The 14,894-nt window shown below is 72.0% G+C and carries 15 protein-coding genes; 10 read left to right on the top strand and 5 right to left on the bottom strand.

Going from position 1 to position 14,894, the window contains the following annotated elements; translation table 11 throughout:
• Positions 1-369: 369 nt before the first annotated feature.
• The 3 genes from ABZX75_RS20240 (at position 370) to ABZX75_RS20230 (ending at position 3,348) form a co-directional block, all read left to right on the top strand.
• Positions 370-1,566, top strand: a complete 1,197-nt coding sequence (locus tag ABZX75_RS20240; RefSeq protein WP_355412312.1) for a globin domain-containing protein — start codon at positions 370-372, stop codon at positions 1,564-1,566.
• Positions 1,567-1,742: 176 nt separating this feature from the next.
• Positions 1,743-2,333 carry an N-acetylmuramoyl-L-alanine amidase gene (locus ABZX75_RS20235; protein WP_355412310.1) on the top strand — a complete coding sequence of 197 codons (591 nt, stop codon included), beginning with the start codon at positions 1,743-1,745 and terminating at the stop codon, positions 2,331-2,333.
• A 106-nt stretch (positions 2,334-2,439) separates the two neighbouring features.
• Positions 2,440-3,348, top strand: a complete 909-nt coding sequence (locus ABZX75_RS20230; protein ID WP_355412308.1) for a pyridoxal-phosphate dependent enzyme — start codon at positions 2,440-2,442, stop codon at positions 3,346-3,348.
• Between the two features lie 62 nt (positions 3,349-3,410).
• Here ABZX75_RS20230 and ABZX75_RS20225 read toward each other — a convergent pair whose 3' ends face one another.
• Positions 3,411-4,991, bottom strand: a complete 1,581-nt coding sequence (locus ABZX75_RS20225; protein ID WP_355412306.1) for a Na+/H+ antiporter — start codon at positions 4,989-4,991, stop codon at positions 3,411-3,413.
• A gap of 55 nt (positions 4,992-5,046) precedes the next feature.
• Here ABZX75_RS20225 and ABZX75_RS20220 point away from each other — a divergent pair, with 55 nt between their 5' ends.
• From ABZX75_RS20220 to ABZX75_RS20210, 3 genes are all read left to right on the top strand, one after another.
• Positions 5,047-5,307: a UBP-type zinc finger domain-containing protein gene (locus ABZX75_RS20220; protein ID WP_355412304.1), complete on the top strand. Its 261-nt coding sequence runs from the start codon at positions 5,047-5,049 to the stop codon at positions 5,305-5,307.
• A gap of 212 nt (positions 5,308-5,519) precedes the next feature.
• Positions 5,520-5,933: an anti-sigma regulatory factor gene (locus ABZX75_RS20215; protein WP_355412302.1), complete on the top strand. Its 414-nt coding sequence runs from the start codon at positions 5,520-5,522 to the stop codon at positions 5,931-5,933.
• A complete protein-coding gene (locus tag ABZX75_RS20210; RefSeq protein WP_355412300.1) occupies positions 5,930-6,958 on the top strand; it encodes an RNA polymerase sigma factor SigF in 1,029 nt (342 codons plus the stop codon). The genes ABZX75_RS20215 and ABZX75_RS20210 overlap by 4 nt, the downstream gene beginning before the upstream one ends.
• Before the next feature lie 52 nt (positions 6,959-7,010).
• Here the strand turns inward: ABZX75_RS20210 and ABZX75_RS20205 are convergent, their stop codons facing one another.
• Entirely contained in the window at positions 7,011-7,460 is a 450-nt protein-coding gene (locus ABZX75_RS20205) for a hypothetical protein (protein WP_355412298.1), read from the bottom strand.
• 84 nt (positions 7,461-7,544) lie between these two features.
• Between ABZX75_RS20205 and ABZX75_RS20200 the strand changes: the two genes are divergently transcribed.
• Together ABZX75_RS20200 and ABZX75_RS20195 are read left to right on the top strand one after the other, a co-directional pair.
• A complete protein-coding gene (locus ABZX75_RS20200) occupies positions 7,545-8,510 on the top strand; it encodes a diacylglycerol kinase family protein (RefSeq protein WP_355412296.1) in 966 nt (321 codons plus the stop codon).
• 320 nt (positions 8,511-8,830) lie between these two features.
• Complete coding sequence (locus ABZX75_RS20195) at positions 8,831-9,088, top strand: WhiB family transcriptional regulator (RefSeq protein WP_003953983.1); 258 nt, start codon at positions 8,831-8,833, stop codon at positions 9,086-9,088.
• A 186-nt stretch (positions 9,089-9,274) separates the two neighbouring features.
• Here ABZX75_RS20195 and ABZX75_RS20190 read toward each other — a convergent pair whose 3' ends face one another.
• On the bottom strand, positions 9,275-10,744 hold the full coding sequence (locus ABZX75_RS20190; protein ID WP_355412466.1) for a PAS domain-containing sensor histidine kinase: 1,470 nt from the start codon (positions 10,742-10,744) through the stop codon (positions 9,275-9,277).
• Between the two features lie 445 nt (positions 10,745-11,189).
• The gene (locus ABZX75_RS20185) at positions 11,190-11,783 is read right to left on the bottom strand and encodes a TetR/AcrR family transcriptional regulator (RefSeq protein WP_355412294.1); all 594 of its coding nucleotides are present in this window, start codon (positions 11,781-11,783) and stop codon (positions 11,190-11,192) included.
• 84 nt (positions 11,784-11,867) lie between these two features.
• Here ABZX75_RS20185 and ABZX75_RS20180 point away from each other — a divergent pair, with 84 nt between their 5' ends.
• Positions 11,868-12,629, top strand: a complete 762-nt coding sequence (locus tag ABZX75_RS20180; RefSeq protein WP_355412292.1) for an SDR family oxidoreductase — start codon at positions 11,868-11,870, stop codon at positions 12,627-12,629.
• A gap of 25 nt (positions 12,630-12,654) precedes the next feature.
• Here ABZX75_RS20180 and ABZX75_RS20175 read toward each other — a convergent pair whose 3' ends face one another.
• Entirely contained in the window at positions 12,655-13,716 is a 1,062-nt protein-coding gene (locus ABZX75_RS20175; protein ID WP_355412290.1) for an SIS domain-containing protein, read from the bottom strand.
• Positions 13,717-14,061: 345 nt separating this feature from the next.
• Between ABZX75_RS20175 and nagB the strand changes: the two genes are divergently transcribed.
• Entirely contained in the window at positions 14,062-14,847 is a 786-nt protein-coding gene (gene nagB, locus ABZX75_RS20170) for a glucosamine-6-phosphate deaminase (RefSeq protein ID WP_355412288.1), read from the top strand.
• Positions 14,848-14,894: the final 47 nt, after the last annotated feature.

The following is a 14,894-nucleotide window of genomic DNA, read 5'->3' as shown; positions in this document are numbered from 1 at the left end:
CGCCCGACCCGGCCGGGCCGAGGCGCGGCACGGCGCGGCACGGCACGGCGGCCACGTCAACCCGGGCCGGGCGGGGTGGTCCGCGAACGGGAGAGCGCGGGCGACCGCTGGACCCGCTGACGATGAACGCGCTGGTCGCAGCCCCGGCGAGACCGCCTCTGCCGGGCATTTCAGGCAAGGCCGGGGCGGGGCCCGAAAAGCCCTGACCCGAGCGCCGGATGGCCGGTTACCACCGGCCGAGCGGGCTGCCTGGGCTCGACCTGACGGAAGATCGAACAGAAGTGCGCACCGTGGCGGCTCTCTGCTGTCCTTGAAGATCCCCGTCCCTCACCCCCCGCATCTCAGATGCCGATCACGCGAGGAGTCCCGATGCTCTCCGAGAAGTCGACCGCGACCGTACGCGCCACCCTGCCCGCCGTCGGGGCGGCCATCGGCGACATCACGGAGCTCTTCTACACGAAGCTGTTCGCGGCCCACCCGGGGCTGCTCCGCGACCTCTTCAACCGGGGCAACCAGAACGCCGGACTCCAGCAGCAGGCCCTCGCCGGCTCCATCGCGGCCTTCGCGACCCACCTCCTCGACCACCCGGACACCCGGCCCGACGTGATGCTCGGCCGCATCGCCCACAAGCACGCCTCGCTCGGCGTGACCCGCGAGCAGTACCCCGTCGTCCACAAGTACCTCTTCGAGGCCATCGCCGAGACGCTCGGCGAGGCCGTCACCCCCGACGTCGCGCAGGCCTGGGACGAGGTCTACTGGCTGATGGCCCATGCCCTCATCACCATCGAGGAGCGCCTCTACGCCGAGCAGCGGGTGATCGCCGGCGACGTGTGGCGCGAGTGGACGGTCACGGCTCGGGTCGAGGAGACGCCCGACTGCACGACCTTCCGGATCGCCCCCGCCGACGGCGCCCCCGCACCCGGCTTCAAGCCCGGCCAGTACGTCTCGGTCCAGGTGGAACTCCCGGACGGCGCCCGCCAGATCCGCCAGTACAGCCTCTCCACCTCTCCGGGCTCACCGGTCCGCGCGATCACCGTCAAGCGGGTCCACGGCCCGGCCGCCGCGGGACCCGACGGCGAGGTCTCCCACCACCTCCACGCCAACGTCGCGGTGGGCGACCGGATCCGGGTCTCCGCTCCCTACGGCGACCTGGTCCTGCGGGACTCCGGCGCCCCGGTCCTGCTCGCCTCGGCGGGCATCGGCTGCACCCCGATGCTCGCGATGCTGGAGCACCTGGCCGACACGGGGCACACCGCCCCCGTGACCGTCCTGCACGCCGACCGCTCCCCCGGCGACCACGCCCTGCGGGGCGACCACCGGGCGCTGACCTACAAGCTCCCCGACGCCTCGGCCGCCTTCTGGTACGAGGAGGCGGCGGAGCCGGACGACCGCGCGGGCCTGCTCGACCTGTCGGACGTCACCGTCGTCCCCGGCACCACGGCGTACCTGTGCGGGCCGCTCCCCTTCATGAAGTCCGTGCGCGAGCAGCTGATCGCCAAGGGCGTGCCGCCCGTCGACATCCACTACGAGGCGTTCGGCCCGGACATGTGGCTCGCCTCGGCGTGACGGAGGTGACGTGACGTGACGCGACAGCTGTTGCGGCTGAGCCGATCCGGACGGTGTCCGGATCGGCTCGCTTGCTGTACGAACGCACTAGCCGCGGAAGGGCCGCCTCCGCTAGACCCGTTGAGGAAAGGGGCGGGCACGCGAGGTGACCGCCGAGCACCGTGAAGGAGGCGGTCATGGCCGCACCCATGTCCGCGAACCGGTTCATCGACGCCTTGCGGAACGAGGGGCTGACCGTCGTGGAGGTCGGCGCCTGGCGCACCCACAACCGCAACCACAAGGGCCCCTGGGGCCCGGTGCACGGGGTGATGATCCACCACACCGTCACGCGCGGCACCGCGCACACCGTCCAGCTCTGCCGCGACGGCCACGACCGCCTCCCCGGCCCCCTCTGCCACGGGGTCATCGCCAAGGACGGCCGCGTCCACCTGGTCGGCTACGGTCGCGCCAACCACGCGGGCTCCGGCGACTCGGACGTCCTGGCGGCGGTGATCGCCGAGAGGCGGCTCCCACCGGACAACCAGACGGACACGGACGGCAACCGGCACTTCTACGGCTTCGAGTGCGAGAACCTCGGCGACGGCGAGGACCCCTGGCCGGCGGTCCAGCTCGACGCGATCACCCGCGCGGCGGCCGCCGTCTGCCGGGTCCACGCCTGGACCGCCCGCTCGGTCATCGGCCACCTCGAATGGCAGCCGGGCAAGGTCGACCCCAGGGGTTTCACGATGGCCTCGCTGCGCGACCGCGTCGCGGAGCGTCTGAAGTAGCGCGCCGCCCGGAGGAGTGCGCCACCCGGAGAAACCAGGGGTCTGCGGGAGCGGCGGCGCTCGGGGCGGCCGAGGCCCGGCCGCCCCCGCCGGGGACAATGGCCAGGTGAACCACCCCGAGCCCGCCGCCGACCCCCTGCGGCCGCGCCCCGCGTCCCCGCTGACCGAGGCGGCCGACGAGCGGTTCGCCGCGCACGGCGTACGGCTGCTGCTCAAGCGGGACGACCTCGTCCATCCGGAGCTGCCCGGCAACAAGTGGCGCAAGCTCGCACCGAACCTGCGGGCCGCGGTGGCGGCCGGGCACCGGAGCCTGGTCACCTTCGGCGGGGCGTACTCGAACCACCTGCGCGCCACCGCCGCGGCCGGGCGGCTGCTGGGGCTGGAAACCATCGGCCTCGTGCGCGGCGACGAGCTGGCCGGCCGCCCGCTCAACGACCCCCTCGCCCGGTGCGCCGCGGACGGCATGCGGCTGCACTTCGTCTCCCGCGCCGACTACCGCCGCAAGGCCGAGCCGCCGACGCTGGCCCGGCTGCTGGAGGGGGCCGGGGCGCAGGGGGCGTACGTCGTCCCGGAGGGCGGCAGCAACCCCCTCGCGCTGCGGGGCTGCGCCGAGCTGGGCCGCGAGCTGCGTGCCGCGGCCGACGTGGTCGCGGTGGCCTGCGGGACGGGCGGCACCCTGGCGGGTCTGGCGGCCGGGCTGGCCCCGGGACAGCGGGCGCTCGGCGTACCGGTCCTGGCGGGCGGTTTCCTGGCCGCGGAGATACGTTCCCTCCAGCTGGCCGCCTTCGGTGGCCCGGCGGGCGACTGGGCCCTGGCCGAGGGCTACCACCACGGCGGCTACGGCCGCGTCCCCCCGGCCCTCGACTCCTTCGCCGCCGACTTCGAGGCACGCCACGGGCTCCCGGTCGAGCGCGTCTACGTCGCCAAGCTGCTCTGGGCCCTGACCGGCCTCACCGCCTCCGGCGCCTTCCCCCCGGGCACCACCGTGGCCGCCGTCATCACCGGCCGGCCGTAGTCCCACCCGTACGGGGCGGACGGCAGCGCGCCAGGAGCGGTACCTGCCTCACCGCCCCCGCGTCAGGACGCCTCCTCCCGGTACGCCGCCGCCTCCTCCAGGTCCAGCCTGCGCAGCAGCGCCCGCAGCATCTCGTCGTCGATCCGGCGGCTGTCGCGCAGGGAGACGAAGACCTCCCGCTCGGCCGCGATCATCTCTCGGGCCAGGCGCCGGTAGACGTCGTCCGCCGACTCGCCGGTAACGGCGTCGACCTGGCCCAGCCGCTCCCACACCGCGTTGCGGCGCCGCTCCAGCACGGTCCGTAGCCGGTCCGCCAGCGGCGGCGGCAGGCTATTGCCCGGCTCCTCCAGCAGCTCCGTCAGCCGCTCCTCCGCCGCCCGTGAGGCCTCGCTCTGCGCCTGCGCCTCCGCCAGGGTCTCGGCGTGCGGGTCCCGCGGCGGCAGCTTCAGCAGCCGGATCAGCGGTGGCAGCGTCAGGCCCTGCACCACCAGGGTCCCGATGACCGTGGTGAAGGTCAGGAAGAGGATCAGGTTCCGGTGCGGCACGGACATCGGCACGGAGAAGGCGATGGCGAGCGAGACCACACCGCGCATCCCCGCCCAGCCGACGACCACCGGCGCCTTCCAGGTGGTGTCGGGCTCCCTGGAGCGGACCCGGGCCGACAGCCGGCGCGGTACGAAGGTCGCCGGGAACACCCAGACGAAGCGGGCCACCACCACCGCGAGGAAGACGGCGGTCGCGTACCAGGCCGCGTGCATGCCCTCGTACTCGCCCAAACCTCGGAGGACGACCGGCAGCTGAAGTCCGATCAGGGCGAAGACCACCGACTCCAGGACGAAGGCGACCATCTTCCACACCGCCTCCTCCTGGAGCCGGGTGGCGAAGTCGACCTGCCAGTTCCGGTGCCCGAGGTACAGCGCGACGACGACCACGGCGAGCACACCGGAGGCGTGGACCCGTTCGGCCGCCGCGTACGCCACGAAGGGGATCAGCAGCGACAGGGTGTTCTGGAGCAGGGGTTCCTTCAGCCGCTTGCGGAGGTGGTGGATGGGGACCATCAGCAGCAGGCCCACTCCGACCCCGCCCACCGAGGCCAGCAGGAACTCCGCGATCCCGCCCGCCCAGCCGGCGCCGACCCCGACCGCCGCCGCCAGTGCCACCTTGTACGCGGTGATGGCGGTGGCGTCGTTCACCAGGGACTCACCCTGCAGGATGGTGGTCATCCGGCTCGGCAGCCCGAGTTTGCGGGCGATGGCGGTGGCCGCGACCGCGTCGGGCGGCGCGATCACCGCGCCCAGCACCAGCGCCACGGGCAGGGTCAGTCCCGGCACCACCAGGTACGCCGCGTACCCGACGGCGAGCGTCGCGAAGAGCACGTAGCCCACCGACAGCATCGCGATCGGCCGGATGTTCGCCCGCAGGTCCAGGTACGAGCTGTCCACGGCGGCCGTGTGCAGCAGGGGCGGGAGCAGCAGCGGCAGCACGATGTGCGGGTCGAGGGCGTAGGAGGGCACGCCCGGGACGTACGCCGCGATCAGGCCGGCCGCGACCAGCAGCAGGGGCGCGGGCACGGGCGTCCGGCGGGCCAGCCCCGCGACGGCCGCGCTGCCCGCGACCAGCGCCACCAGCGGCAATACCTCCATCGAAGATCCGTCCTCATCCGTCGTCTGCCAGCACCCGCGTCGTACGCTGGCCATCATGAGCGAGTGCGTCCACGTTCCCGAACTGCCGCGCCCCGAGCCGGTCCCGCTGGCCGAGAGCTGCCCCGAATGTCTGGCAACCGGCAGCCATCCCGTGCAGTTGCGCATGTGCCTGTGGTGCGGTTACGTGGCGTGCTGCGACTCCTCACCCCATCGCCACGCCACGGGGCATTACCACGCCACCGGCCATCCGATGATGCGGAGCTTCGAACCGGGCGAGACCTGGCGGTGGTGTTTTGTCGACGGTTCGATCGTCTGAGGCGGGGTAGGTCAACCCTCCGCCGGTTCCCCCGATTTGGCCCTTGCAGACCTCTAGCCACTGTGCGTACCCGTGTGCTTACCATCGGTCACGGGACGGAGGGGTGGCGGGCGGGCTGCTCCCGTGGTCGCCAAGGGGGGTGCCGCGACACGATCGCCCGGATCGCGATAGCGTCACCGGCGAACAGAGCTCGTACCACCTTGGAGGTGAGGGTGTCCCAGATCGCAGGCGAGCCCGGGACCCAGGACTTCGTGGAAGTCCGGCTGCCCGCTGCGGGTGCCTACCTGTCGGTGCTGCGGACGGCCACGGCCGGCCTCGCGGCACGTTTGGACTTCACTCTCGACGAGATCGAGGACCTCCGCATCGCGGTGGACGAGGCCTGCGCGATCCTGCTCCAGCAGGCCGTGCCCGGCTCCGTCCTCAGCTGCGTCTTCCGGCTGGTGGACGATTCGCTGGAGGTGACCGTCTCGGCGCCGACCACGGACGGGCGTGCGCCGGAGCGCGACACGTTCGCCTGGACCGTCCTTTCGGCGCTGGCCGGCAAGGTCGAGGCCACGGTCGAGGAGGACCGGACGGTGAGCATCAGCCTTTACAAACAGCGCGGCGTGGGGCCAGGCCCGGCGTGAGCGGCGGGGAGATCCCGGTGCGGGGTGGGGATCGGCCCCGGGTACGGCACGAGGTCGACGGCGGCATCCCGGAGCAGCACCAGGCCCGGCCGCACCCGGCTGACGCGGAAGCGGAAGACGGCTTTTTGGACTCGGCGGAGCGACGGGCGGGCCCTATGAGCGACAACCAGCACGACCGACCACAGCCACTGGAGACCGCGGCAGCGGCCCCTGCGGACCCGATGGTTCCGCCGGCACCGGTGTTCCCGGTGACGGCGGCGCTGCCCGATCCGCGTGACCGCAGTGGCGCGCGGGCCCTTTTCATCGAGCTGCGGGCGATGCCCGACGGCTCGGTGGAGCGGGCGGAGCTGCGCAACCGCCTCGTACGGATGCACCTGCCGCTGGTCGAGCACCTGGCGCGGCGGTTCCGCAACCGCGGAGAGCCGCTGGACGACTTGACGCAGGTCGCCACGATCGGCCTGATCAAGTCCGTGGACCGGTTCGACCCGGACCGCGGGGTCGAGTTCTCCACGTACGCCACGCCCACGGTGGTCGGCGAGATCAAGCGCCACTTCCGGGACAAGGGCTGGGCGGTACGGGTGCCCCGGCGCCTCCAAGAGCTGCGGCTCTCCCTGACGACGGCCACGGCGGAACTGTCCCAGCAGCACGGCCGCTCGCCCACGGTCCACGAACTGGCCGAGCGGCTGGGGATCTCCGAGGAGGAGGTCCTGGAGGGGCTGGAATCGGCCAATGCCTACAGCACGCTGTCGCTGGACGTCCCCGACACCGACGACGAGTCGCCGGCCGTCGCGGACACCCTGGGCGCGGAGGACGAGGCCCTGGAGGGCGTCGAGTACCGGGAGTCGCTCAAGCCGCTGCTGGAGGGCCTGCCGCCGCGGGAGAAGCGGATCCTGCTGCTTCGCTTCTTCGGCAACATGACGCAGTCGCAGATCGCCCAGGAGGTCGGCATCTCCCAGATGCACGTCTCCCGCCTGCTGGCCCGCACCCTGGCCCAGCTCCGCGAGAAGCTCCTGGTGGAGGAGTAGGCCCTACGGAGGAACAGGGCGTACTGGCGTACGGAAAAACAGGACGATCGGGTTATCGGGCCTGCCCGCCGGGCCCCATACCCAGGGCTTCGGTCGCCGTCGGGTTGACGACCAGGGCTACGACGGCCACCGCGGCCACCGCCAGGGCCACCGCGGCGGCGGTCATCGCGCCGCCCGCGGTCCAGAACGTCCAGGCCACCGGCATCGCCATCAGCTGGGTGATCACCGCTGGGCCGCGGCTCCAGCGGCGGCCCAGGCGCAGCCCGCGGGCGGCGACCAGCGGCAGCGCGGCGAGCGCGAGCAGGGTGATCCCCCCGGTCTCGGCCTGCTGCGGGGAGTCGGGGTCGCCGGCGATGCCCACGAACAGCATGTAGACGCCGAGGCCGGCCAGCGCCAGGCCCTCCAGGGCGGTGAGCGCGGCGGCGGCGGTCAGCCGGCCGGGCAGCGCTGCGGGCGGGGCGGCGTCGGGGGCGGGGGCATTCGAGGGCGGCTTCGTACTCACCCCAGCAGGGTAGCCGCGGGGCCGCCGACCGGTAGAGGACGGGCAGTAGGGTCGGCCCGCGAAGGGGTGGGTAGTCTGGCGCTCATGCGTGCACTTCTCGTGGCCAACCCAGCAGCGACGACCACCAGTGCGCGCACGCGTGACGTCCTGACCCACGCCCTGGCCAGCGAGATGAAGCTGGAAGCGGTGACCACCGAGTACCGGGGGCACGCCCGGGACCTGGGGCGCCGGGCCGCGCGGGAGGGCCTGGACCTCGTCGTGGCCCTGGGCGGCGACGGCACGGTCAACGAGGTGGTCAACGGGCTGCTGCACGACGGGCCCGATCCGGAGCGGCTGCCGCGGCTGGCGGTGGTTCCCGGCGGCTCCACCAATGTCTTCGCGCGGGCCCTCGGGCTGCCCAATGACGCGGTCGAGGCGACCGGCGCCCTGCTGGACGCGCTGCGGGAGCGGCGCGAGCGGACGGTGGGCCTGGGCCTGGCGGCCGGCATCCCGGGCACCGAGGACGAGTCGGTTCCGGCGCGCTGGTTCACCTTCTGCGCGGGCTTCGGTTTCGACGCCGGTGTGGTGGGGCGGGTGGAGCAGCAGCGGGAGCGGGGCAAGCGTTCGACGCATGCGCTGTATGTACGACAGCTGCTGCGCCAGTTCCTGGAGGAACCGAACCGCCGGCACGGCACGGTGACGCTGGAGCGGCCCGGCGCGGATCCGGTGACGAACCTGGTGCTGTCCATAGTCTGCAACACCTCGCCCTGGACGTATCTGGGCAATCGCCCGCTGTACGCGTCCCCTCGGGCGTCGTTCGATACCGCGCTTGACGTACTGGCACTCAACCGTTTGTCAACTTCGGCGGTCGCCCGATATGCCACACAGCTCCTGACCTCGACTCCTGAGCGTGGTCCACACGGCAAGCACGCAGTGTCTCTACACGATCTGACCGACTTCACCTTGCATTCGAAGGTTCCGCTCCCGTTCCAGATGGACGGAGACCACCTGGGCCTGCGGACCAGCGTTCAGTTCACAGGCGTTCGTCGTGCACTGCGTGTGATTGTGTGAGTGGAAGGGCCTAAAGGCCTTTCACTCGAACGTTTACACGCCGGTCCACCCCCACGAACTAGGGCTGTGACCTAGTCGACACCGACGAATCAAAAAAAACTTTCCGGAAGGGGTTGTATCCCCGTCCGAGGTTTGCGAATCTCTACATGGCGATCGGGACAGCCCGCAGCACCCGGCACCCACACAGACCGCCAGAACCCCTCCACGAATCACGGACCGCACCCGGGAAACTGGGCGTTCGCCCTTCCCTCACGGGGGGATTCGTGAAAGCGTTCACATTCACAAGCAACCTGCTGGTAATACAAGGAGATGGAGCAGCCATGGACTGGCGTCACAACGCCGTTTGCCGCGAGGAAGACCCGGAACTCTTCTTCCCCATCGGCAACACCGGTCCTGCGCTGCTGCAGATCGAGGAAGCCAAGGCCGTCTGCCGCCGCTGCCCCGTCATGGAGCAGTGCCTGCAGTGGGCGCTCGAGTCCGGCCAGGACTCCGGTGTCTGGGGCGGTCTCAGCGAGGACGAGCGCCGCGCGATGAAGCGCCGCGCCGCTCGCAACCGGGCGCGCAACGCCAGCGCCTGACAACGACTTTCGAGCCTCGACGCAGCGCGTAGTACCCCATAGAAGCGCTTGGCAACATGCTCTTGAACCCCGGTCCGGGAACCGCCCCCAGCTACCGCTGGAGGTGCCCCGGGCCGGGGTTCAGTGCTGTCCGGTCACGCTCGGTGACGGGTCTCGCTCGTGCCCGCCGCGCCTGCGCCCGGCAGCCTATTTCTGGGGGCTGGACGGAACGTCGAGGATGACCTTGGTGCCGCGCGGCTCCCTGCGGACCATGTCGAAGGTGCCGCCGAGCTCGCCCTCCACGAGGGTCCGTACGATCTGCAGCCCGAGATTGCCGGCCCGCTGCGGATCGAAGCCCTCCGGCAGTCCGCATCCGTCGTCCAGCACCGTGATCAGCAGGCGGGCGTCGGCGCGGCCGCTGCCGGTGCGCGTGGCGTAGACCTCGACCGTGCCGCCCTCTCCCTGGGTGAAAGCGTGCTCCAGGGCGTTCTGCAGGACTTCGGTCAGGACCATCGACAGCGGGGTGGCGACCTCCGCGTCCAGGATTCCGAACCGGCCGGTGCGGCGGCAGTCCACCTTGCCCGGGGAGATCTCCGAGACCATCGCGATCACACGGTCGGCGATCTCGTCGAACTCGACCCGCTCATCCAGGTTCTGAGACAGCGTCTCGTGCACGATCGCGATCGAACCGACCCGGCGCACGGCCTCGTTGAGCGCCTCACGGCCGTTCTCGGAATCCATCCGGCGGGCCTGGAGCCGCAGGAGCGCGGCCACGGTCTGGAGGTTGTTCTTCACCCGGTGGTGGATCTCCCGGATGGTCGCGTCCTTGGTGATCAACTCTCGTTCACGACGGCGCAGTTCGGTGACGTCGCGGCACAGCACGAGGGAGCCGATCCGGGTCCCCTTCGGCTTGAGGGGAATGGCGCGCAGCTGGATGACCCCGCCGTTACCCTCGACCTCGGTCTCCCGCGGGGCCCAGCCGCTGGCGAGTTTGACCAGGGCCTCGTCCACCGGGCCGCGGGAGGGGGCGAGTTCGGTGGTGGTGTCGCCCAGGTGCTGGCCCACCAGGTCGGAGGCGAGGCCGAGGCGGTGGTACGCGGAGAGCGCGTTGGGCGAGGCGTACGTCACCACGCCGTCGGCGTCGAGCCGTATCAGGCCGTCGCCGACGCGGGGCGAGGCGTCCATGTCGACCTGCTGGCCGGGGAAGGGGAAGGAGCCCGCCGCGATCATCTGGGCCAGGTCGGAGGCGGACTGGAGGTAGGTCAGCTCCAGCCGGCTCGGTGTGCGCACGGTGAGCAGATTGGTGTTGCGGGCGATGACGCCCAGCACCCGCCCCTCGCGGCGCACGGGGATCGACTCGACGCGGACCGGCACTTCCTCGCGCCACTCCGGGTCGCCCTCGCGCACGATCCGGCCCTCGTCGAGGGCGGCGTCGAGCAGTGGGCGGCGACCGCGCGGAATCAGGTGGCCGACCATGTCGTCCTGGTACGAGGTGGGGCCGGTGTTGGGGCGCATCTGCGCGACCGAGACGTACCGGGAGCCGTCGAGGGTGGGCACCCACAGCACGAGGTCGGCGAAGGACAGGTCGGAGAGCAGCTGCCACTCCGAGACCAGCAGGTGGAGCCACTCCAGGTCGGTTTCACTGAGAGCGGTGTGCTGGCGTACGAGGTCGTTCATGGAGGGCACGTGGCGAGCGTACCCCGGGTACGGCTCATCACTTTCCCCGCCGGAATACCCAGGAGTATCCAGGAGGGCTGAAGGCCGCGTACTGTTGGAGGAAGTGACGGGATCGCAGTGCCCGTCATGGATGGACAGAACAGATTGGTCTAGTCCAGAATGGATTAAGCTTCCGCCCTCCCCGCACAGGAGGACGGATCGAGGAAGCCGCGCGCTCTGCCCTGACCGCGCAGGCCCCTCCCACCGGCCGCCGGGAACCGCACACCCGTCGGCCGTAAGTACTCCGGGCTACGGTGCCGGGCGGGCTGAGGGTCCCGTCCTGCACCGTGGCCCAGAGGAATTTTTGGGGCGGAATTTTTGGGGCGGAGCCTCCGGGCCGGAAGCGGGCGGGCCGTCCGGCGGATCCCGGGGTGGCCGCCTCCCGGGCGCGAGCCCTCCCGTCCGGTTATGCCGGCCAGGCCAGTGCGGCCAGTTCCGCCACCGCCTCCAGCTCTTCCCGGGTCGCCCCGTCGCGCGACTGCTGGGACATCCCCTGAAGCACGGCCCCGGTGTAGCGGGCGAGCGCCCGCGCATCCGTGTCCGCAGGCAGGACGCCTGTCGCGACGTCCGCCCGGATCCGGCTCTCGAGCAACGCCAGATTGGCGTTGCGCCGCTCGCGCAGAGCCTCCGCCACCTCTTCCGAGGTGGTGTTGACGGCCGCACTGATCACCATGCAGCCCGGCGGGTGGGCCGGATCGGTGTAGACCTCGGCCGCCTCGCGCAGGATGCGTTCCATGGCCGCGCGGGCGGTGGGCTCCTCGGCGAGCGCCACGCTCGCGAAGTCCCCGTACCGGCTTCCGTACACCACCACGACCTCGTCGAAGAGCGTGCGCTTGTCACCGAAGGCCGCGTAGAGGCTGGGCGCGCTGATCCCCAGGGAGGCGGTCAGGTCGGAGATCGAGGTCGCCTCGTAACCGCGCTCCCAGAAGGCGAGCATGGCCTTGTCGAGGGCGGCGTCACGGTCGAAGGAGCGCGGCCTGCCGCGCTGTCCGGTCACCATGCGCTCATTCTATAGCGGTCGCTAGTGAATCTGGTACGGTCTCTTTCTGTAGCGACCACTAGCAATTGCTGAGGGAGGCGCGTCATGGGCGTGCTCAAGGGGAAGACGGCACTGGTCACGGGCGGCAGCCGGGGCATCGGGCGGGCGGTGGCGGAGCGGCTCGCACGGGACGGGGCGCTGGTCGCCGTGCATTACGGGCACCACGAGGCGGCCGCGCGGGAGACGGTGGCCGGGATCCTGGCGGCGGGCGGGCAGGCCTTCGCCATCGGGGCGCGGCTCGGCGTCCCGGGTGACGCGCAGGCCCTCTGGGCCGCGTACGAGGCCCATCCCGCGCACACGGACGGCGTCGACATCCTCGTCAACAACGCGGGGGCGGCCACTTTCGCCGGCATCGAGGAGACCGACGAGGAGACGTACGACCAGATCCACGCGCTCAACGCGAAGGCCTCGTTCTTCGTGATCAAGCACGGGCTGGCCCGGCTGCGCGACGGCGGCCGGATCGTGAACGTGACCGGCACCCCGGACATCGCCCTGCCCGCGATCCTGGCCACGATCATGGCGAAGGGCGCGGTCAACGCACTGACGCGGTCGCTGTCCGCCGCGCTCGCCCCGCGCGGGATCACCGTGAACTCGGTGGGCCCCGGCATCACCGAGACCGACCTGAACGCGGCCTGGCTGTCCGACCCGGCGGCGCGGGCCCACGCGGCCTCCCGCTCCGTCTTCGGCCGGATCGGCACGACGGAGGAGATCGCGGACGTGGTGGCCTTCCTGGCCTCGGCGGACTCCCGCTGGGTGACGGGCCAGCACCTGGACGCCACGGGCGGCCTCCAGCTGGCGCTGCTGTAGCCGGTACCGGCCGTCCGGGGCGGTTTCAGTGGGTCTCGGTGACCTTCGCGAGCGCGCGGGGCGCGTCCGGGTCCTGGCCCCGGGCGACCGTCACCTCGTAGGCGAGGAGCTGGAGCGGCAGGATCTCCAGCAGCGGCTGGAGCTCCTCGGGAACCTCCCTCGTGGGCAGGGCGAAACCGGCCGTGGCGGTCTCGACCCGCTCCCTGGAGCCGACGATGCACAGGTCGGCGCCCCGGCCGCGGAGCCGGTCGAGGACGGGCTGGAGCGCCTCGCCGCCGCGGCCGTCGGGGACGACGGCGATGACCGGGGAGATGTTGTCGACCATGGCCAGCGGGCCGTGCAGCAGGTCGGCGCCGGAGTAGGCGAGCGCGGGGATGTAGCTGGTCTCCATGAACTTGAGGGCCGCCTCGCGGGCGGTGGGGTAGCCGAAACCGCGCGAGGTGACGACCATCCGCTCGGCGAACCGGTACCGCGCGGCCAGCCCGCGCACCTCGGCGCGCCGGTCGAGGACCTCCTCGGCGAGGCCGGGCAGCGCCGCGGCGGCGGCCGTACCCGTACCGTCGCCGTCCCGCAGCGCCTCGGCGAAGAGGAACAGCGCGAGCAGGGAGGCGGTGTACGTCTTGGTGGCGGGCAGCGCCTTCTCCGGGCCCGCGAGTACGTCGATGTGGTACTCGGCGACGGCGGCGAGCCCGGAGTCGGGGTTGTTGGTGACGGCGACGGTGATCGCCCCCGCGCTGCGGGCGGCGAGGGTGGAGGCGATGAGGTCGGGCGAGCCGCCGGACTGGCTGACGGTGACGACGAGGACGTCGTCGAGGCGGGGCCTGGCGCCGTACGCGGTGATCGTGGACATCGAGCTGAGCCCGCAGGGCAGGCCGTGGCCGACCTCCAGGAGGTACTTGGCGTAGAGCGCGGCGTGGTCAGAGCTGCCGCGCGCGGCGAGCAGCACGAACCGGGGACGCCGGGCGGCGACGGCCCGGGCGGTCTCGGCGATGGCCGCGGCGCCGTCCGCCAGGAGCCGCCGCCACACCTCGGGCTGCTGCGCGATCTCGGCGGCCATGATGCTGCCGGGCCGTTCCGTGCCGGGCATGGCGATACCTCCGCGGACGAGGGCTGCGACGCGCCTCCAGTCTCCCCCGCGGCCGCGCTCCCCGCCCGCCCACGCGCCGTGCCCCGGCCGGGGGGCCGCGCCCGTCCCGCCGTGCCCCCGCCGGGGGCCGGAATCCCCGCCCGTCCCGCGCCGCCGCTGCTGGGGCTCCGCCCCAGACCCCCCGCCTCACACATCGGCGCGGGGCTGGGTTGGCCCGAGAGGCCGGACGTCCGGATGCGGATCACCATGGATAGCGGCGAGACCCCGCCGGGAGGCAAGGGCCTCTGCTAGATTGGTCTATACCACAACATGCCCGGACCCCTCTCTCAGATCGGCAGGCCCCGCGTGGAAGTTGTCATCGTCCCGGACGCCAAGGCAGGCGGCGAGCTCATCGCGGAGGCCATGGCCGCCCTGGTCCGCCGCAAGCCCGACGCCCTGCTCGGCGTGGCGACCGGCTCTACCCCGCTGCCCATCTACGAGGCCCTCGCCGCCAAGGTCAAGTCCGGCCAGGTGGACGCCTCCAAGGCCCGCATCTGCCAGCTCGACGAGTACGTCGGCCTGCCGCCCGGCCACCCCGAGTCCTACCGCGCCGTCGTGCTGCGCGAGGTCGTCGAGCCCCTCGGCCTGTCGGAGGCCTCCTTCATCGGCCCCGACGGTTCCGCCGAGGACATCGTGGGCGCGTGCGAGGCGTACGACCAGGCCCTCGCCATGGCCGGCGGCGTCGACCTCCAGCTGCTGGGCATAGGCACGGACGGTCACATCGGCTTCAACGAGCCGTGCTCCTCCCTCGCCTCCCGCACCCGCATCAAGACGCTGACGCAGCAGACCCGCGTGGACAACGCGCGCTTCTTCGACAACGACATAGACCAGGTCCCGCACCACGTCATCACCCAGGGCATCGGCACCATCCTCGACGCCCGCCACCTGGTGCTGCTGGCCACCGGCGAGGGCAAGGCCGAGGCCGTCGCGCAGACCGTCGAGGGTCCGCTGTCCGCGCTGGTCCCCGCTTCCGCGCTGCAGCTGCACCGGCACGCGACCGTGGTCGTGGACGAGGCGGCCGCCTCGAAGCTGAAGCTGGCCGACTACTTCCGCCACACGTACGCGAACAAGCCGTCCTGGCAGGGTCTGTAGGCCCCACCCGTACGGCGAGAGGCCGGGCTCCCGTCACGGGATGCCCG

The organism is Streptomyces sp. NPDC003038, assembly GCF_040611115.1.
Classification (GTDB): domain Bacteria; phylum Actinomycetota; class Actinomycetes; order Streptomycetales; family Streptomycetaceae; genus Streptomyces.
Note: the sequence above shows the minus strand (reverse complement) of the source record. Positions and strands in the feature narration are given on the sequence as shown.